The following is an 18,757-nucleotide window of genomic DNA, read 5'->3' as shown; positions in this document are numbered from 1 at the left end:
GTCGCCGAGTTTCGGGCATGACGGCACTGCATCGCGCGGTTGTTGGACCGCCCTTTCAGCGCGGACAAGCTTCCGCCGCAATGCCCTGCAGACGCTCGTCGCGATCGACCCACCAAGCGACCCCGCGCAGGCGTTCCGGTTTGGCGCCTTCGGGGATTCGGAGGGCACGCAATTCGCGCGTCGGACCGTTGCCAAGCGCCAGCGGGCCGGCGACTGCCCGCACCAGCCGGCGCGTGCTGGCATTGCCCTCGGCCCCGGCCGGCAGGTCCTCGACCAGCGCAAGGTAGGCGAGGGCGCCCGCCGGGGCGCTGCCACGGCTTTGCAGCTGCAGCCCGAGGTAGCCGTTCCAGGCCGGGCCGCCCTCGACCGAAAGGCGCAGCGTCGGGCTGACGGCGAGGCGCCAGGCCGCCTCGCCCGAAGCCGTCAGGGAGTGCCGCGCCGAGATGGCGGCGCGGCGTGCTTCGCCCTCCGCAAGCGCCCCCAGGGCCAGCGGCGCTTGCGCGCCGCGAGTGCCCGGTGTTATCCAGTCGAGCGCCCACGTGCCGGGCGGCAGTTCGGCTTCGGCCGGCGCCGCCCAGCAGGCTGCGCAGTCGGCATCGATGAAGCGCTCGACCACGCTCCGCGGCTCGGCGCAGGCCGGTGCGGTGGCCGGCTGGCTCATGCCCTGCACGCCGGCGAGCAAGGCCCCGGCTCCTAGAATCCATCGATGCATCCCGCGCATTCTGACGACCTTCTTTCTCCCGCTCCGGCGCCCGTTTCTGCGCGTCTGCTCGAACACCTGAACCCCGAACAGCTCGCGGCGGTGACCCTGCCCAAGGGCCATGCGCTGATCCTGGCCGGCGCCGGTTCCGGCAAGACGCGTGTACTGACCACGCGCATCGCCTGGCTCATCCACACCGGGCAGGTTTCGCCTGCAGGCGTGATGGCGGTGACCTTCACCAACAAGGCCGCCAAGGAGATGCTCACGCGCCTGGCAACGCAGTTGCCGGTCAACCCGCGCGGCATGTGGATCGGCACCTTTCACGGCCTGTGCAACCGCTTCCTGCGTGCGCACTGGAAGCTGGCCGCGCTGCCGCAGGGCTTCCAGATTCTCGACACGCAGGACCAGCTCTCGGCCGTCAAGCGCGTCATCAGGGGCATGAAGCTCGACGAGGAGCGCTTTGCTGCGAAGCCGTGCACCTGGTTCATCGCCGGTGCGAAGGAAGAAGGGCTGCGCCCCAAGGACGTGCCGGTGCGCGACGAGCTCACCCGCGTGCAGCAGCAGATCTACCAGGCCTACGAAGACCAGTGCCAGCGCGAGGGCGTCGTCGACTTCGCCGAGTTGATGCTGCGCACTTACGAGCTGTTGCGCGACCACACCGAGCTGCGCGATCACTACCAGCGCCGCTTCCGTCACATCCTCGTCGACGAGTTCCAGGACACCAACCGGCTGCAGTACGCCTGGCTGAAGATGTTCGCCGGACCCGATAGCAACGTGCTCGCGGTCGGCGACGACGACCAGAGCATCTACGCCTTTCGGGGCGCACTGGTCGGCAACATGGCCGATTTCGAGCGCGAGTTCAGGGTGCAGCAGGTCATCAAGCTCGAGCGCAACTACCGCTCGTTCGGCAACATCCTCGACACCGCCAACGCGCTCATCGCCAACAACTCGCGGCGGCTGGGCAAGAACCTGCGCACCGAGGCCGGGCCGGGCGAGCTGGTGCGGGTGTTCGAGGGCAGCAGCGACTTCGCCGAGGCGCAATGGCTGCTCGACGAGGCGCGCCAGCTCTTGCGCGAGGGCTCGCCTCGCAGCGAGATCGCGGTGCTCTACCGCAGCAATGCGCAGTCGCGCGTCATCGAGAGCGCGCTGTTCAACGCCAGCATGCCGTATCGCGTGTACGGCGGGCTGCGCTTCTTCGAGCGCGCCGAGATCAAGCACGCGCTGGCCTACCTGCGGTTGCTAGAGAACGCCAACGACGACACCAGTTTCCTGCGCGTCGTGAACTTCCCCACCCGCGGCATCGGTGCGCGCACGCTCGAGCAGTTGCAGGATGCCGCGCGCGTTAGCGGCCGCAGCCTTTATCAGAGCGTGGGCGCGGTCGCCAGCAAGGGCGGCGCGAACCTGGCCGCCTTCACCACGCTGATCGATGCGATGCGCGAGGCCACGCGCGGGCTTACCTTGCGAGAAATCATCGAGCACCTGGTCGAAGGCAGCGGCCTGGCCGACTTCTACCGGGCCGAGCGCGAAGGCGCCGAGCGGCTCGAGAACCTGGGTGAACTGGTCAACGCGGCCGAGGCCTTCGTGACCCAGGAGGGCTTCGGCAAGGACGCCGTGGCGCTGCCGGTGGACGAGCAGGGTGCGGCGGCCGGCCAGAGCGGCGCGGGGCTGCGGCCCGGCCAGATCGCTCCGGGTCTGCCCGCTGCGGTGGCGCTGGCCGAGGCGCTGGCACCCGACGCCGAGACCGGCGAGATCATGTCGCCGCTCGCCGCCTTCCTCACCCATGCTGCGCTGGAGGCCGGCGACAACCAGGCCCAGGCGGGGCAGGACGCGATCCAGCTGATGACCGTGCATGCCGCCAAGGGCCTGGAGTTCGATCACGTCTTCATCACCGGCCTGGAAGAGGGCCTGTTCCCGCACGAGAACTCGGCCAGCGATGTCGACGGGCTGGAAGAAGAGCGCCGCCTGATGTACGTGGCGATCACGCGGGCACGCAAGCGCCTGTACCTGAGCTTCAGCCAGACCCGCATGCTGCACGGCCAGACCCGGTATCACATCAAGAGCCGCTTCCTGGACGAATTGCCCGAAGGTGCGCTCAAGTGGCTGAGCCCCAAGCTCGCCGGCTTCGGCTCCAGCTATGCCCGCGAATACCAGCAGGCTTGGCAGCGCGGTTCGGGGCCGGGCGGCATGGTCGGCGCCGGGCGGATGGCGCCCCGCGAGGCGCCGGCCGCTTTCGAGGCAGCGGCGCGCGCCACGCCGCAAGGGCTGCGCTCCGGCCAGAGCGTGTTCCACACCAAGTTCGGCGAGGGCGTGATCGTCACGCTCGAAGGCGTAGGCGCCGACGCGCGCGCCCAGGTCAACTTCGGCCGCCACGGCATGAAGTGGCTGGCCTTGTCGGTGGCCAAGCTCACGCCGATCGAGTAGGGCGTCTTCGGCTCGCCGCCGCGGCGGTGCACCGGCGACGGGCGGGTCAGTCCGGCAGTGGCGGAGCCGGAGCCGGAGCCGGAGCCGGAGCCGGAGCGGGCGGTGGCGAGCCTGGCAGGGCCTGAAGTGCGCTTGATGCCGGCCGCTCGGTGTACCTGATCACGATGCCGGAATCGTCGGTCTCGTCGTCGCCGGACACGGCATCGATGCCGGCACCGATGACCTTGCCGGTCAATTCGACACTGGTGGAGACCACTGCACCGGTCACGCTGATCGCCGCGCCGACCACCGCGCCGCCGACGGTCAGCACTGCGCAGCCGGTGAGGCCACGAGCGATATCGCCACGATCGCAGCAGTCATCCACCTTCGCCGCCGGTGCTTCGTCGAGTTCATCGGATTCTTGATGCCCATGAGAAACGCGCCCGAGTATTCCGCGCGGTGTTGGGCTCTGCGTACTTTGGCTCAGGCGCCGTGTCATCGCGTTGTCACGTCGCGTTCATGACGGCTTCATGCCACCTGCCTACCGTCGCGAGGTTTTCGGTGGTCCGAGCACGGATCCACATCACTTCAACCCGCAAGGACAGCCCCTTTATGAACAAGCCCGTTGATTTCCCGGTCGGTCATCTTTCCGACCCTGATGACGAAGTCACCAACGAGACGCGCAACGCCAGCTTCATGGACGTTCTCGATGCCCGCCTCAGCCGCCGCTCCTGGCTCCGCGGCGGTGTCGGCACTGCCGCAACGGCGGTCCTGGGCGGCGTCGGGGCGAGCGCCTTCGCTCGCGGTCGGGGCGACGACAAGGACGACGACGAGCGCGGCGAGCGGCACGGCAAGGGCAAGGGCCGCAAGGACGACGGCGAGATCGAGAAGCTGGGCTTCAGCCCGGTGAACAAGAGCATCGCCGACACCGTCAGCGTGCCGGCCGGCTACACCGCCAGCGTGCTGATCGCCCTCGGCGATCCGCTCGACGCCCAGACGCCCGAGTACCGCAACGACGGCACGGACCGCGACTTCGACCGCCGTTCGGGCGATCATCACGACGGCATGGAGTTCTTCGGTCTGAGCCAGGACGGCCGCCGACCGGATTCGCGAAGCTCCGAGCGCGGACTGATCGCGATCAACCACGAGGCGACCAGCCATCCGCGCAACTGGCGCCCCTCGATCTTCATCCACCCCGATGGCGGCGACAACGGTCCCTTGCGTCCGGCAGCCGAGGTGGACAAGGAAATCGACATCCACGGCGTGGCCGTCATGGAAGTGCGAAAGCATGGCGGCGCGTTCTCCTACGTGCGCCAGTCGCCCTACAACCGCCGCATCACGCCGCTCACGCCGGTCGAGCTATCCGGCCCGCTCCGCGGCCATCCGCTGATGGTGACCCAGTACGACCCGCAGGGCATCCGCACGCGCGGCACCATCAACAACTGCGGCACCGGCATCACGCCCTGGGGCACCTACCTCACCGGCGAGGAGAACTGGGGCGGCTACTTCACCCGCGGCGCAGGCGACGACGCGGCGCGCAACGACAAGAGCGTCACCTCGCTGAACCGCTATGGCCGCAGGGCCGGTGCCGCCAGCCGTCACGGCTGGGAGACTGCAGTGAGCGCCGACGCAGCGCGGCAGGACGGCTATGACCGCTGGAACATCGGCAAGACCGGCGCATCGGAAGACGGCCGCGACGACTACCGCAACGAACTCAACGGCATGGGCTACGTCGTCGAGATCGATCCCTACGACCCCGACGCGGTGATCAAGAAGCGTACCGGTCTGGGCCGCTTCGCGCACGAGAGCGCCGTGTTCAGCCTGCGCAAGCCCGGCCGCCCGCTGGCCGTGTACATGGGCGACGATTCACAGAACGAGTACATGTACAAGTGGGTGTCCGAGGCTCGCTGGACACCCGCCGACGCCACGCCGCGCAAACGCATGGCCGCTGGCGACAAGTTCCTCGACAAGGGCCGGCTCTACGTTGCGAAGTACGACGCCGACGGCACGGGCCGCTGGATCGAGCTGTCGATCGGCAATCCGCTGATCGCCGGCTATGCGCTCTACGCGTTCGCCGACCAGACCGACGTTGTGGTCAACGCCCGCCTCGCTGCCGATGCCGTGGGCGCGACCAAGATGGATCGCCCGGAGTGGTGTGCCGTGAACCCGGCCAACGGCGAGATCTACGTCACGATGACCAACAACAGCAACCGCGAGATCGAGCCGGCCAACGCCGCGCAGTCACGCGTGGACAGTGCCAACCCGCGCAGCTACAGCGACTCCTTCGGCGGCGCGCCGGCCGGCTCGCCCGGCAACATCAACGGCCACATCATCCGCATGGCCGAGCGGCGAGGCGAGGCCGACGCCACGTCGTTCACCTGGGACGTGTACCTGTTCGGCGCCGAGGCGGGTGCCGAAGCGGGCAGGATCAACCTGTCATCGCTGACGGACTCGCAGGATTTTTCCAGCCCCGATGGCCTGTGGTTCAGTCCGGCCACCGGCATCTGCTGGATCCAGACCGACGACGGTGCCTACACCGACGTGACGAACTGCATGATGCTCGCGGGCATTCCCGGCCGGGTGGGCGACGGGGTCAAGAAGACGCTGAGCTACACCCTGGCCGACGGCAGCGCGCTCAACGTCGATACCTATGTGGGCAAGAAGCCCGAGCCGCAGACCCTGGCGCGCTTTCTGGTGGGCCCGGTCGATTGCGAGATCACCGGTTGCACGGAAACGCCCGACGGCAAGGCGCTGTTCGTCAACATCCAGCATCCCGGCGAAGGCACTCCGCTGGCGGCCATCGGCAATCCCGACGGCTACGTCAGCCAGTGGCCCAGCAACGCCGGCTACGGCGCCGGCAAGCGGCCGCGTTCGGCCACCATCGTGATCACCAAGAACGACGGCGGGCGCATCGGCAGCTGAGGTTTACAACGACACCCGCTGCGGCGGGAGTGTTCTTCGAGCCGGCGCATGCGCCGGCTTTTTTCATGTGCCGCCGGCGGGTGCCGAGTCGGGGTGGTCGGGCTGGAAGGAGTCGGCATAGCTGAACCAGAGCGACGCGTAGAACACCGTCGAGAACAGCATCATGGCCGGCAGCGCCGCATGCGCGACGACCTGGGAAAGACCCAGCAGCGCCAACACCGTCTGCGTGACCATCAGGAAGCCGAGCAGCAAGCCGAACCAGGCCAGGCCGTACAGCGCGAATGCACCCACGCTGCGCAGGCACGCCAGCATGCTGGCGAAGAGCGCCTTGCCGACCGGCATGTTTTCCCAGAACACCAGCGCCGGCGCGTGCCAGAAAACAAGCGACAGCAAGGTCATGAGCACCAGCCGCAGCAGCACGCCGAACTCGAGCATCGGGTCGCTGAGCAGTTCCGGTGTCGCCTCGTTCTCGGCCATCGCCTGCACCGCAGCGGCGAAGCGCCCGCCATCGACGAGGTGAGCGAGCAGCACCACCGCGATCGCCGCCGCCGCGTACACGCCGCCGAGCTGCAGCAGCGCACGGCGCTGCGCCGGCGCACGCAAGGGTTGCAGCAGCAACCCGGGATGCACGTTGTGTCCGGCCTCCACCTGACGGGTGGCGATCATGAAGGCGATGCTGGCCAGCGGCATCAGGCCCAGTGCCAGTACCGGGCCGAGCAGCGGCAGTTGCAGCAGCATCAGCGCGCCGAAGGCCACCGCCGCGAACATGGCGCTGAGGCCCAGCGGCTGCCGGAAGAAAACACGAAAGCCGCCGCGCACCCACTGCAGGCCTTGGCGGGCGCGAACCGTCTTGAGCTTCATCGAGTCGTCGTTTCAGGCGCGCTGCGGATGCCAGGGCGTTGCGCTGCGTTCGCGCAGCACGCGCTCGAAATGCGCCGGGTCGTGGGGCACCAGCATGCTGGCTTCGCGCGGCAGGTGCACGTCCCAGAGTCGCGAGATCCAGAAGCGCAGCGCCGCGGCGCGCAGCATCGCCGGCAGGAGCCGCACTTCGTCGCCGGTCAGCGCACGCACCGTTTCGTAGGCGTCGACGAAGGCCGCGGCGCGTTGCTCGTCGAGCCGCCCCGAGTCGAGGTCGATGCACCAGTCGTTCAAGCAAACGGCAATGTCGAAGGCGAGGGCATCGACGCCGGCGAAGTAGAAGTCGAAGAAGCCGGCGAGGCGCGGCTGGCCGTCGGCATCGTTCTCGAACATCACGTTGTCGCGGAACAGGTCGGCGTGGATGGGGCCGCGAGGCAGCGCCGCATACGAGGCCGAGGCCGCCACGCTGTGCTGAAAGGTCAGTTCGCCGTCGATCAGCGAGCGCTGCGCATCGGCAAGGAAGGGACGCACCTGCGGCACGGTCTCGTCCCACCAGGCCAGCCCGCGCAGGTTGGGCTGCTGACGCGGATAGTCGGCCGCAGCGAGGTGCATGCGCGCCAGCGCGGCGCCGACCTGTTCGCAGTGCTGCGCACTCGGTGCCAGCGCATGGCCGCCCCGCAGCCGGTCGACCAGTGCGGCCGGCTTGCCGTGAAGCGCGTGGAGGATGCCGCCGCGGGCATCGGCCTGCGGCTCCGGCACCAAAATGCCGCGCTGCGCCAGATGCTTCATCAGGTGCAGGTAGAACGGCAGTTGCTCGAAAGAAAGCCGCTCGAACACGGTGAGCACGTACTCGCCGCATTCGGCGCTGGCGAAATAGTTGGTGTTCTCGATGCCGGCGCTGATCGGCTCGAGCGCCGTGAGCCGGCCCAAGCCGAGCTGGGCCACGAGTGCGGCGGCCTCGTCGAAGCCGACTTCGGTGAAAACCGCCATCGCGGGCGGCCTAGAAGGACAGCACGCGCCAGACGCTGCGTCCGGCGGATCCCTTGGATGAGTTCGGACCGGAGCTGGTGTCGCGCCCGGCATCCGGTGCAAGCACCTCGTACTCGGCCGCCAGGGCCCCCTTGGGCCGCACGGTGATATTGCGCACCGCGCCGCGCACGCGAAGTTCTTCGATGCGCGCGCCTTCGTCCTCGATCACGGTGCGGCGCACGGCCGGCTCGGGAGTCTGCGTCTGCGCTGACGGCTGTGCCGGCGCAGTGGCTTGGGCCGCTGCACCCAACGGCACAACGCACAAGGCGGCGAGTGACAAAAAGCGCTTCAACATGGCACCGATTGTAGGCGGGCACCCGGGTGCGGGCGGCCCAAAGGCTGCGGCCACAATGCCGGCATGAGTTCCGCGCGAGACGACATTTTGCTGCTGGTGGACGGCTCCAGCTACCTCTACCGTGCCTATCACGCGCTGCCCGATCTGCGCAGCCCCGAGGGCGAGCCGACCGGCGCGCTGCACGGCATGGTCGCCATGCTCACCAAGCTGCGCGAGCAGTACCCCTCGGCCCATGCCGCCTGCGTGTTCGACGCCAAGGGGCCGACCTTTCGCGACGAGTGGTACCCCGAGTACAAGGCCACTCGCACCGCGATGCCCGACGATCTGGCCCGCCAGATCGCCCCGATCCACGAGGTGGTGCGGCTGCTCGGCTGGCCGGTGATCGAGGTGCCCGGCATCGAGGCCGACGACGTCATCGGCACGCTGAGCTGCGCGGCCTCAAGGCGCGGCCAGTGCGTGGTCATCTCCACCGGCGACAAGGACCTGGCGCAACTGGTCGACGAGCGCGTGAGCCTCATCAACACGATGAGCAACGAGCGGCTCGACGTGGCCGGTGTCATGCACAAGTTCGGCGTTGCGCCCGGTGCGATCGTCGACTACCTGACCCTGGTGGGCGATGCGGTCGACAACGTGCCCGGCGTGGAAAAGGTGGGTCCGAAGACCGCTGCGAAGTGGATCGCCGAACACGGTTCGCTGGACGGGGTGATCGCGGCGGCCGACAGCATCAAGGGCGTGGCCGGCGAGAACCTGCGCAAGGCGCTCGACTGGTTGCCGCTGGGCCGCCGGCTCGTCACGGTGAAGTCCGATTGCGATCTGGCGCTGCCGCTGCCGGGCTGGCCCGACGCATCGGCATGGCAGGCGCTCACCTGGCGCGAGATCGACCGCGCGGCGCTGCTCGACTTCTACACGCGCAAAGGCTTTCGCACCTTGAAGAAGGCGCTGGAGGAGCCGGCCGGCCTTGCGGCGAGGACGTTTGCCGCGCCCACCGGAGCCGGCGCGGCGCAGGGCGGCACAGACGCACTGCTGCCCGATGCAGCGCCGCCGGCACCGGCGCTCGAAACGCACTACGACACGGTGCTGAGCCAGGAGCTGTTCGACGCGTGGCTCGTGCGCATCCACGCGGCCGATCTGGTGGCGCTGGATACGGAAACCGATTCGCTCGACCCGATGCGCGCCCGCATCGTCGGCCTGAGCTTTTCCGTGCAGCCCGGCGAGGCCTGCTACATCCCGCTGACGCACAGCTACCCCGGCGCGCCCGACCAGTTGCCGCTGCGCGAGGTGCTCGATGCATTGCGCCCCTGGCTCGAAGACGCCGCGCGCGCCAAGCTCGGCCAGAACGTCAAGTACGACGCGCACGTCTTCGCCAACCACGGCATCACCGTGCGCGGCTATGTGCATGACACGCTGCTGCAGAGCTACGTGCTCGAAGCGCACAAGCCGCACAGCCTGCAAAGCCTCGCGCAGCGCCACCTGGGCCGCGAGGGCCTGAGCTACGAGGACATGTGCGGCAAGGGCGCGCAGCAGATTCCGTTCGCGCAGGTCGAGCTGACGCGCGCAGCGCAGTACTCGGGCGAAGACAGCGACATGACGCTGCACGTCCACCGTACGCTGTGGCCACAGCTCGAAGCCGAGCCCCGGCTGCGCGAGATCTACGAGCGCATCGAGATGCCGGCCTCGGCCACGCTGCTGCGCATCGAGCGCACCGGCGTGCTCATCGACTCCGACCTGCTGGCGCGCCAGAGCCATGCGCTGAGCGTGCGCATGGCCGCGCTCGAACAGGAGGCGCATGGGCTCGCCGGCCAGCCCTTCAACCTGGGAAGCCCCAAGCAGATCGGCGAGATCCTGTTCGGCAAGCTCGGCCTGCCGGTGCGCCGCAAGACGGCCAGCGGCGCACCCAGCACCGACGAGGAAGTGCTCGCCGAGTTGGCCGCCGACTACCCGCTGCCGGCCCGCCTGCTCGAACACCGCAGCCTGGCCAAGCTCAAGGGCACCTACACCGACAAGCTGCCGCTGATGGTCAACCCCTCGACCGGCCGGCTGCACACCAACTACGCGCAGGCGGTGGCGGTGACCGGACGGTTGGCGAGCAACGAGCCGAACCTGCAGAACATTCCCATCCGCACGGCAGAAGGCAGGCGCGTGCGCGAGGCCTTCATCGCCCCCCCGGGGCACGTGATCCTGTCTGCGGATTACTCGCAGATCGAGCTGCGCATCATGGCTCACATCTCCGGCGATCCGGGCCTGCTGCATGCCTTCTCGGAAGGGCTCGACGTGCACCGCACGACGGCCAGCGAAGTGTTCCGTGTGCCGATGGCCGAGGTGAGCAGCGAGCAGCGCCGCTATGCCAAGGTCATCAACTTCGGGCTCATCTACGGCATGGGCGCGTTCGGCCTGGCCAGCAACCTCGGCATCGAGCAGAAGGCGGCGCGCGACTACATCGATCGCTATTTCGCCCGGTTCGCGGGTGTCAAGCGCTACATGGACGAAACCCGCCTGCGCGCCGCCGAGCAGGGCTACGTCGAAACCTTGTTGGGGCGACGCATCTATTTGCCGGAGATTCGCGGCGGCAGCGGCCCGCGCCGCACCGCGGCCGAACGCCAGGCCATCAACGCGCCGATGCAAGGCACGGCGGCCGATCTGATCAAGCTGGCGATGATCGCCGTGGAAGCCGCCCTCGAAGAGGCGGGCCGCGGCATCAGGATGATCATGCAGGTCCACGACGAACTGGTGTTCGAGGTGCCCGAGGCCGAAGTCGACTGGGCGCGCACCGAAGTGCCGCGGCTGATGGCCAGCGTGGCTGAGCTGCAAGTGCCGCTGCTTGCCGAAGTGGGCGTGGGCGCGAATTGGGATCAGGCCCACTGACCGTGGTGCCGCCCGTCCATTCACCCCAATGCGACGCCGCAACGGCCCAGCTGCAGCCGCGCTGGGGCCTGTGGTTGCTCGGCTTCAGCCTGTCCTTTCTATTCCTCAATACCCTTCTGACGTTCGAGAACAGCGGGTCAGGAGCCGGCGTGCGCTTCGGGCCGCGACTGTCCTTCGAGCTGTGCATGGGCGTGCTGGGCCTCATCGTCTGGACGGCATCGGGGCGCCGCCTCGGCGAGCGCACCGGCTCGGTGCTGGCTGGCCTGTACGTGCTGCTCGTGGTCGCGCGCTATGCCGATGTCACCGCGCCCGCGCTTTTCGGCCGACCGGTCAACCTCTACTGGGACGGCCCCCATCTGTGGGAGGCGATCAGGCTGGCCGTGTCGTCGCTGCCCGCCTGGCAAATCGGCGCCTTCACCTTGGGTTTGTCGAGCGGGCTGATCATGCTCCACGTGAGCGTTCGCTGGGCCATCGGCCTGCTCGCTAACAGTCTCGCCTGGCACCGGCCGCGTCGCTGGCTGCTGGCCGCAGGCGGCGGGCTGGCGGTGAGCTTCGCCGTGCACTCCATCGCGCCTCACGACACGCGCTGGTTCTTCGCGCTGCCGGTCAGCCCGACGATCGTGCGCCAGGCGGCATGGCTTCCGACCGTGCTCGGCTCGCACAGCTCACAAGCGCGGCTCTCGCCCAGCCCGGGTTTTCAGGGCAATCTGGCGCACCTGCGGGGCGCCGACGTGCTGTTGATCTTCGCCGAAGCCTACGGCATGACCGCCTTCGACGATCCCCGGCATTCCGCAGCGCTGGCGCCGGGCCGCGAACGCCTGCTGCAGTCCGTGCTGTCCGGCGGGCGGCAGGTGGTTTCGGCGCGGGTGGCATCGCCGACCTTCGGCGGCTCGTCCTGGCTCGCTCACTCGGCCTTGCTCTCTGGCGTTGACACGCGCCGGCCGGCGGACCATGAACTGCTGCTCACGTCCGAGCGGCCGACCCTGGTACGCCACTTCGCCCGCCACGGTTGGCGCACGGTCGCCTGGATGCCCGGCCTGCAACGGCCTTGGCCAGAAGGCGAGTTCTATGGCTTCGACCGCTATGCCCAGGCCGACTCGATCGGCTACACCGGCCCGGAATTCGGCTACTGGCGCATTCCCGATCAAGCGTCGTTGGCGCTGCTGCACGAGCAGGAGTTGACGAGTCGACCGCGAGCGCCGCGCTTCGTCGTCTTTCCCACCATCACCAGCCATGCTCCGTTTCGACCCGTCGCGCCTTACCGAAGCGATTGGGATCGGCTGCTACGAAGCGAGGCCTATTCGAGCGCCGAACTGGCTCGGGCTCTGGGTGAGCGTGTTTCATGGCTGGAGCCCCGCCCGGCTTATCTGCACGCCCTGGGCTACATGCACGATTGGCTGAGCGGCTTCATCGGCGAGCGCGCGCCGAAGCGGCTGCTGACCATCGTGATCGGGGACCATCAGCCGCTGGCCACCGTGAGCGGTCGTGGCGCTTCCTGGGACGTGCCGGTTCACGTCATCAGTGACGATCCGGCCTTGCTGCGGCGCTTCGAGGCGGCGGGCTTCGAGGCCGGCTTGCAGCCAGGCAGCAAGAGCCTGGGCGGCATGCATCAACTGACGGGTCTGCTGTTGGAGATTTTCAGTGAGCCCGGCGCGATCGATGGCGTAGCGGCCCTTCCGCGCTTTGTCCGTTGAAGCAGCCATCCTGCTCATAGGTTTCCGTCGCAGTTTCAGGATTGCAGGGCAGCCCGATGCGTGCGGTGCCGTACTAACACCCCCATTTTCGTCAGAGTTAACTTCAAGAGCTTTGAACTGTTACTCATGCTTTCGGCACTTTGACACGCACTGAACAAAATGCAGCCTCTTCAAACCAGAGGCTTCGTGTGCGCACACACGACGCCTGCAATCCGACAGGGGCAAAGTTGGAAGACACCACGATCGTCCGCGTTCCATTCGAGGCGGAATACATCACTCGTCCCGCGCTGCTGGATTCCTTGGACAGCTCCATGCAATGCGATGACGAAACTGGCCGCCGGTTCACGATTCGTGCAGCAGATACCGACGGGCAACGCAGCTCGGCCAGCATCTTGATCAACAAGATGTATGCCACGCGCGGTTACCGGAGTTCTTTCCTGCCGGCGGAGAAAACGCCCGAGCGAATTACGCTGGTGGCGACCGACGACGACATGACGATCGGCACCCTGACCATCGGCTTCGATTCGTCGAATGGACTGCTCGCCGACCAATTGTTTTCGGAGGAAACCGATGAACTGAGGGACGCTGGGCGCAGCGTCTGCGAATTCATCAAACTGGCCATCGACAGTTCGGTGCGTTCCCGCATGGTATTGGCTTCGCTTTTTCACGTTGCCTTCATCTGTGCCCATCGGCTCCGCGATACCGACAACGTGGTGATCGAGGTCAACCCGCGGCACGTGCGGTATTACGAACGCATGCTCGGTTTCAAAGTGGCGGGGCCGCAGCGGCTGAACCCGCGCGTCGATGCGCCGGCGGTGCTGCTCGATCTCGACCTCGGTTATGGCAGCAGCCAGATCGACCGGTTCGGTGGTCGACCCGAGTACGCGTTGGTAGAGCGTTCGCTTTATCCCTATTTTTTCTCGGCTCACGAGCAGGCGGGTATCGTTCGCCGCCTGCAGCGAAAGCAGCCCGCGAAGATGTCCATGTCCCGCCGGCACTCGACGCCGCAGGCGCAATACGCCACTGCCTGACCTGCGCCACCTGTGCCCGCTGTTTCCCCGACCCACGAAACCCGTTTTTCCTACGACGAGGCTTTTTCCCGCAACCTTGGTTGGGTCACGCAGGCTGAGCAACTGCGCCTGAAAGAGGCCCGCGTTTGCATCGCTGGCCTGGGCGGCGTGGGAGGTGTTTACCTGCTCACGCTTGCACGCCTGGGAATTGGCAAGTTCACGATCGCGGACTTCGATCATTTCGCGCTGGCCAATTTCAATCGCCAGGCCGGTGCGACGATGTCGGCGCTGGACAAGCCGAAAACAGAAGTCATGCTCGCCTTGGCGCGAGACATCAACCCCGAACTCGATATTCGCGTCTTCCATCAGGGGCTGGATGCGGCGAATCTCGAAAGCTTTGTCGAAGGGGCCGATGTGTACCTCGACGGGCTTGATTTTTTCGCGCTGGAAATACGGCGCCATTTATTCTTCTTGTGCCACCGGAAAGGCATTCCCGCGACCACGGTCGCTCCGCTCGGCATGGGTGCGGCTCTGCTCAATTTCGTGCCTGGCGGCATGTCGTTCGACGAGTATTTCCAGCTTGAAGGGGAAAGTGAAGACGAGCAGGCCTTGCGCTTTCTCGTCGGCCTGTCTCCTGCGATGCAGCAGATGACGTACCTGGTCGACCCCTCACGAGTCGATTTGGAGAAAAAGCGCGGACCCTCGACCGTGATCGCGGTGCAGTTGTGCAGCGCCATTGCCGCCACCCAAGTGCTCAAGCTGGTGCTAGGCCGGGGCGACGTGGTGGCCGCCCCGAGAGGCCTTCACTTCGATGCATTTCGCAATCGCTTGCGGCATACGTGGCGCCCGGGCGGCAACCGAAACCTGCTCCAGCGCTTGCTGCTCGGCATCGTCAAGCGCCGGCTCAGTTCGACGGCTGCCGCGGACTGACTCGGCCAAAGACTCTCGTGGCGGTAACCGCCTGTACCTGCGACAGCACTGCTTCATTCGGTTACTGTCCAAAAGCGGTTCTTTCGGGGCCATCAGCGTTCTGTGTACGTCACCGTACCAACCTAGGCCCTTGGTTGGTCGATTTAGTGTCGCGGACCCCCTCATGTGCGGGGCAGCGGATGAGGTTTGTGTGATGGAACGAACGGTATCTTGAGGTGGCGGAACAGAGACTTGTTTCACCAGCCGACGAGGTCGAGCATTCGATGGCTGTTGGCGGTCGCGTGCGACTTAACTCTCGCAATCGTGCGTAAGCGCCTCGTGTGTTTTGTAACAAGCTCCTGTCAGACGAACGACTCGATTTCCCTTCACCCCAACTCCACGGAGAGCAACACCATGAAAGCTTTTTCCCCTCCCTTCAAATCAGGTGTGCAGCGGGCGCTGACGGCGCTGACGTTGACTACAGCCTGCACCGCGACTTGGGCCTTGCCTGTGTTCACGTTCGATCCCAGCGCAGTGGGTCTGGCTGGTACGAGCGTCACGGCTGACAACCTCATCATTTCTGACTACTCCACCGTTCGCCTGGACTCCACCACGGGCAGCTTCACGGACTCAGGCTTCCTGGCCGTCTCGAATTTTCAACTCGCAAGCACCAATATTTCGGGTGGTGGGCTGAATGAGACTTACGGGCTGTACATCCAATTTGAAGCAACAGGCTCGCAGAGCCCCGGCGATCCGACGGACGTGCCCACCTTTGGCAGCTTCGATACGCTTGAGTACACGCTGTTCGGGTACAACGGCCCCGCCGCAACCTTTGGATTTAACGCGGGAAATGTGCCGACGATCAGCGGCGCAGCAGGTGCGATCACACTGGCGACCGGTAGCCTCATTGAAGGCTTCGTGAGCTCGGCGCCGCTAGGCACTCCGTTCACGCCCTCTGCAGGCGCCGATCTGACCTTTAACGTGGCTGCTGGCGCCGAAGGCTTCTTCGCCGACCCGAACCCGTTCTACCCGATCGCGTTCTCCGTGTTCACCAACACGGCGTCGCAGGTCACCTTGTTCGATGGCGGTTTCCGCATCCAGCAGGGCGGTGGCGCGATCAACTTCGCGATTCCTGAGCCGAGCACCTATGCGCTCATGCTGGCCGGTCTGGCTGCAGTCGGCACCGTGGTGCGTCGTCGCCGCAAGCTCTAAAGCTTAGGTTCTGTTCAGCAGCGGCCTTGGAGCGATCCGAGGCCGCTTTTTTTTTGCACAGTTCACGGAGCGGAATCGCTTGCGGGTCCGGACTCCAGCCCTCCTATCGGGTCCTCGGTTTGGCCCCGACAAGCACGTGTTGCCCCCTATTGCGCCAAAGTGGAACGTGGGGTTGCAGCAACGGCAGCGTTTATCAGATGTGACAGTTCACGTACCCGTTGCGCTAGCATTATTTTGCTTTGGAGGCTCGGCCGTCCAAAAGCAAAAGACATCACACATGCAACGAGGAGACCTCATGAAGAAGACGATTACATTCGCTCAGCGCTCGCTGGTCGCGGGCGCAGCACTGGCCGCAATGGCGGGCGCTGTCCATGCGCAATCCGTGACGCTCTTTGGCCGCCTGGACGGCGGTATCCAGTACATCAGCAAGAGCACGGCTTCCTCCGACGGCGACAGCTCGATCGTTCAGCAGAACAGCGGCGGCATCCTGCCCAGCATCTGGGGCATGCGCGGCAGCGAGGATCTCGGTGGTGGCCTGAAGGCGGTGTTCAATCTCGAAAGCGACTTCGATTCGAGCACGGGCGGCAGCCGCGGTCTCGGCAGCATCAGTACGCTCTTCGGACGCCAGGCCAACGTCGGCCTGTCGGGTGATTGGGGCACCGTGCTGCTCGGTCGTCAGTACAGCCCGGCCCTGCTGGCCGAACTCGGCACCGAGCCGCGCGGTTACAAGGAATCGCTGTCCGGCCTGTTGAGCTTTGCGGGCACTCAGTTGCCGGCTGGCAATGAGCTGAGCCCGAACAACGGCGCCGGCATCTTCACCAGCAACATGGTCTCGTACAGCGGCACCTTCGGGCCCGTGGGTGTGGGCGTGGGCTACGGTCTCGGCGAGGGCAACGCCGGCCAGGGCGATGGCCGCACCGTCTCGCTCGGCGCGTCGTACAAGGGCCCGGTGGTCGTATCGCTTTCGTACCAGCAGATCGAGGGTGCGCCCGATGCCGAAACCAAGCGCCTCGGCGTCGGTGTGGCGGTGCCGCTCGGCGCCTTCACGTTCAAGGCCCTGTACGCGCGCGCCACGCAGGATGACCTTGCCGGCGAGGAAGTCAGCGAGACCGACAACGTAGGCGTGGGCGTCGACTTCCGCTGGAGTCCGTCAAGCACCGCCACCTTGGCGTACTACTACGGCAAGGACGACAAGGTCGATGGCAACAAGACCAACACGCTCGTCGTGAGCAACGATTACGCCCTGTCGAAGCGGACCACCTTCTACGCCCAGCTCGCTTACGTTGACGCCGACGATAATTCGGGCATCAACACGCAGATCACCCTGGGTGCTACGCCTGCCGGCGAAAAGTCCACGATCGTGGGCATTGGCCTGATGCACAACTTCTGATCGTCGAAAGCCGGCTCCGCAAAGGGCCGGTCGGCTGAAGAATTAGGGGGCTGCGTGAGCAGCCCTTTTTTCATGGCTCATGTGAACGCCGTTGGCGCGGGCGCTGTCATGAAGCGGCAACGCGACTTCCATAAACTGTGGTGATGTCCGCCCAGCCCCAGCCCGTTACCGCGACGCTGCTCCTGCTCAACCGCGAGCAGGCCATCCTCGAATTCAACCGCCGCGTCCTCGCCCAGGCCTTGCGCGAGGACGTACCGCTGCTCGAGCGGCTGCGCTACATCTGCATCGTCTCGTCCAACATGGACGAGTTTTTCGAGGTGCGATTCGCCGATTATCTGGAGGCCTCGCGCCTGCCCGGCTCGGGCATCACCCTGCGCGAGATGGCCGAGGTGGCCGCCGCTGCGCACGAGATGATCGACGCGCAGTACGCCGCCTTCAACGAGGTGGTGATGCCCGCCCTGGTTCGCGAAGGCATCGTCGTGCTCAACCACGCCGAGCGAGACGCAGCACAGCGCGCCTGGGTCGACGACTTCTTTCAAAAACAGGTGCGCCCGCTGCTCGTGCCGGTCGGCCTGGACCCGGCGCACCCCTTCCCGCAGGTGGCCAACAAGTCGCTCAACTTCATCGTCAAGCTCGGCGGGCGTGATGCCTTCGGGCGCGACAACTCGATCGCCATCGTCAAGGTGCCGAGGGTGCTGCCACGCGTGATCCGGCTGCCGGCCGAAGTCGCCGGGAACCGTCAGGCCTTCGTGCTGCTGTCGAGTCTGATCCGCGCGCACCTCGAGGAGCTGTTTCCGGGTCGCACGGTCGAAGCCTTCTCGCAGTTCCGCGTCACACGCGATTCCGACCTCGACGTGGACGACGACGTGACAAACCTGCGCCTGGCGCTGCGCTCGTCGCTGAGCACACGCCATTTCGGGTTGGCGATCCGGCTCGAGGTGGTCAACACCTGCCCGGAGGAGCTGAGCGAGTTCCTGCTACAGCAGTTCGGGCTGCCCGACGCGGCGCTGTACCGCGTCAACGGCCCGGTGAACCTGGTGCGCCTGAACCAGCTCATCGACCAGGCCGACGCCGATGCGCTGCGTTTCGCGCCCTACGAGCCGGCCTGGCCGAAGTCGCTGCGGCCGGCCAGCGCCGAGGGCTCGATGTTCGAGCGGCTCAAGAGCGGCGACGTGCTGCTGCACCATCCCTTCGAAAGCTTCGAGCCCGTCGTGCAGATGCTGCGCGAGGCGGTGGCCGACCCCGACGTGCTGGCCATCAAGCAGACCATCTACCGCACCGGCAGCGAAAGCGTGCTGATGGACCTGCTGATCGAGGCGGCCCGCCGCGGCAAGGAGGTGATGGCGGTTGTGGAGCTCAAGGCCCGCTTCGACGAGGAGGCCAACATCAACTGGGCCGAGCGGCTGGAGGCGGTGGGCGCGCAGGTGGTGTACGGCATCGTCGGGCTGAAGACGCACGCCAAGCTGCTGCTCGTCA

The 18,757-nt window shown here is 66.5% G+C and carries 14 protein-coding genes; 9 read left to right on the top strand and 5 right to left on the bottom strand.

The annotated features are described in order from the left end of the window. Nucleotides 1-55: 55 nt before the first annotated feature. The gene (locus tag H0W40_RS12130) at nt 56-712 is read right to left on the bottom strand and encodes a hypothetical protein (protein WP_292446481.1); all 657 of its coding nucleotides are present in this window, start codon (nt 710-712) and stop codon (nt 56-58) included. On the opposite strand from H0W40_RS12130, the gene H0W40_RS12125 reads away from it, so the two are divergent. Further along, nucleotides 707-3,121 carry a UvrD-helicase domain-containing protein gene (locus H0W40_RS12125; protein WP_292446479.1) on the top strand — a complete coding sequence of 805 codons (2,415 nt, stop codon included), beginning with the start codon at nt 707-709 and terminating at the stop codon, nt 3,119-3,121. The genes H0W40_RS12130 and H0W40_RS12125 overlap by 6 nt on opposite strands. Nucleotides 3,122-3,167: 46 nt before the next feature. On the opposite strand, the gene H0W40_RS12120 is transcribed toward H0W40_RS12125, so the two are convergent. Continuing rightward, nucleotides 3,168-3,599 carry a hypothetical protein gene (locus H0W40_RS12120; RefSeq protein WP_292446477.1) on the bottom strand — a complete coding sequence of 144 codons (432 nt, stop codon included), beginning with the start codon at nt 3,597-3,599 and terminating at the stop codon, nt 3,168-3,170. 113 nt (nt 3,600-3,712) lie between these two features. Here H0W40_RS12120 and H0W40_RS12115 point away from each other — a divergent pair, with 113 nt between their 5' ends. Next, a complete protein-coding gene (locus tag H0W40_RS12115; RefSeq protein ID WP_292446476.1) occupies nt 3,713-6,022 on the top strand; it encodes a PhoX family phosphatase in 2,310 nt (769 codons plus the stop codon). A 63-nt stretch (nt 6,023-6,085) separates the two neighbouring features. Here the strand turns inward: H0W40_RS12115 and H0W40_RS12110 are convergent, their stop codons facing one another. The 3 genes from H0W40_RS12110 to H0W40_RS12100 are packed head-to-tail and all read right to left on the bottom strand — an operon-like array spanning nt 6,086 to nt 8,204. Continuing rightward, nucleotides 6,086-6,883 carry a BPSS1780 family membrane protein gene (locus tag H0W40_RS12110; RefSeq protein WP_292446474.1) on the bottom strand — a complete coding sequence of 266 codons (798 nt, stop codon included), beginning with the start codon at nt 6,881-6,883 and terminating at the stop codon, nt 6,086-6,088. 12 nt (nt 6,884-6,895) lie between these two features. Beyond that, nucleotides 6,896-7,870, bottom strand: coding sequence for a homoserine kinase (locus H0W40_RS12105; protein ID WP_292446473.1), 975 nt, complete (start codon nt 7,868-7,870; stop codon nt 6,896-6,898). Between the two features lie 10 nt (nt 7,871-7,880). Then, entirely contained in the window at nt 7,881-8,204 is a 324-nt protein-coding gene (locus H0W40_RS12100; protein ID WP_292446471.1) for a hypothetical protein, read from the bottom strand. 63 nt (nt 8,205-8,267) lie between these two features. Between H0W40_RS12100 and polA the strand changes: the two genes are divergently transcribed. The 7 genes from polA to ppk1 form a co-directional block, all read left to right on the top strand. Then, a complete protein-coding gene (polA, locus tag H0W40_RS12095; protein ID WP_292446469.1) occupies nt 8,268-11,066 on the top strand; it encodes a DNA polymerase I in 2,799 nt (932 codons plus the stop codon). Between the two features lie 5 nt (nt 11,067-11,071). Continuing rightward, nucleotides 11,072-12,760 (top strand): hypothetical protein, encoded by a 1,689-nt coding sequence (locus H0W40_RS12090; RefSeq protein ID WP_292446467.1) that lies wholly within the window; start codon nt 11,072-11,074, stop codon nt 12,758-12,760. A 227-nt stretch (nt 12,761-12,987) separates the two neighbouring features. Further along, nucleotides 12,988-13,791, top strand: a complete 804-nt coding sequence (locus H0W40_RS12085) for a hypothetical protein (protein ID WP_292446465.1) — start codon at nt 12,988-12,990, stop codon at nt 13,789-13,791. A gap of 12 nt (nt 13,792-13,803) precedes the next feature. Continuing rightward, nucleotides 13,804-14,700, top strand: coding sequence for a ThiF family adenylyltransferase (locus H0W40_RS12080; RefSeq protein ID WP_292446464.1), 897 nt, complete (start codon nt 13,804-13,806; stop codon nt 14,698-14,700). Nucleotides 14,701-15,093: 393 nt separating this feature from the next. Beyond that, nucleotides 15,094-15,891 (top strand): flocculation-associated PEP-CTERM protein PepA, encoded by a 798-nt coding sequence (gene pepA / locus H0W40_RS12075; RefSeq protein WP_292446462.1) that lies wholly within the window; start codon nt 15,094-15,096, stop codon nt 15,889-15,891. A gap of 295 nt (nt 15,892-16,186) precedes the next feature. Then, on the top strand, nt 16,187-17,281 hold the full coding sequence (locus H0W40_RS12070; protein ID WP_292446461.1) for a porin: 1,095 nt from the start codon (nt 16,187-16,189) through the stop codon (nt 17,279-17,281). Nucleotides 17,282-17,424: 143 nt separating this feature from the next. Further along, nucleotides 17,425-18,757 (top strand): polyphosphate kinase 1 (gene ppk1 / locus H0W40_RS12065; protein WP_292446459.1); only part of this gene is annotated, 1,333 nt, incomplete at its 3' end.

The sequence above is a fragment of the Methylibium sp. genome (assembly GCF_013817345.1).
In the GTDB taxonomy this organism is placed as follows: Bacteria; Pseudomonadota; Gammaproteobacteria; order Burkholderiales; family Burkholderiaceae_C; genus Methylibium.
The sequence above is the reverse complement of the archived record's forward strand: the minus strand, read 5'-3'. Positions and strand labels throughout refer to the sequence as shown.

Coding starts and splice junctions, on each gene's coding strand:
- pepA (WP_292446462.1), top strand. CDS start 15,094: ATGAAAGCTTTTTCCCCTCCCTTCAAATCAGGTGTGCAGCGGGCGCTG.
- H0W40_RS12115 (WP_292446476.1), top strand. CDS start 3,713: ATGAACAAGCCCGTTGATTTCCCGGTCGGTCATCTTTCCGACCCTGAT.
- H0W40_RS12120 (WP_292446477.1), bottom strand. CDS start 3,599: ATGACACGGCGCCTGAGCCAAAGTACGCAGAGCCCAACACCGCGCGGA.
- H0W40_RS12100 (WP_292446471.1), bottom strand. CDS start 8,204: ATGTTGAAGCGCTTTTTGTCACTCGCCGCCTTGTGCGTTGTGCCGTTG.
- H0W40_RS12125 (WP_292446479.1), top strand. CDS start 707: ATGCATCCCGCGCATTCTGACGACCTTCTTTCTCCCGCTCCGGCGCCC.
- H0W40_RS12110 (WP_292446474.1), bottom strand. CDS start 6,883: ATGAAGCTCAAGACGGTTCGCGCCCGCCAAGGCCTGCAGTGGGTGCGC.
- H0W40_RS12070 (WP_292446461.1), top strand. CDS start 16,187: ATGAAGAAGACGATTACATTCGCTCAGCGCTCGCTGGTCGCGGGCGCA.
- polA (WP_292446469.1), top strand. CDS start 8,268: ATGAGTTCCGCGCGAGACGACATTTTGCTGCTGGTGGACGGCTCCAGC.
- H0W40_RS12105 (WP_292446473.1), bottom strand. CDS start 7,870: ATGGCGGTTTTCACCGAAGTCGGCTTCGACGAGGCCGCCGCACTCGTG.
- H0W40_RS12130 (WP_292446481.1), bottom strand. CDS start 712: ATGCATCGATGGATTCTAGGAGCCGGGGCCTTGCTCGCCGGCGTGCAG.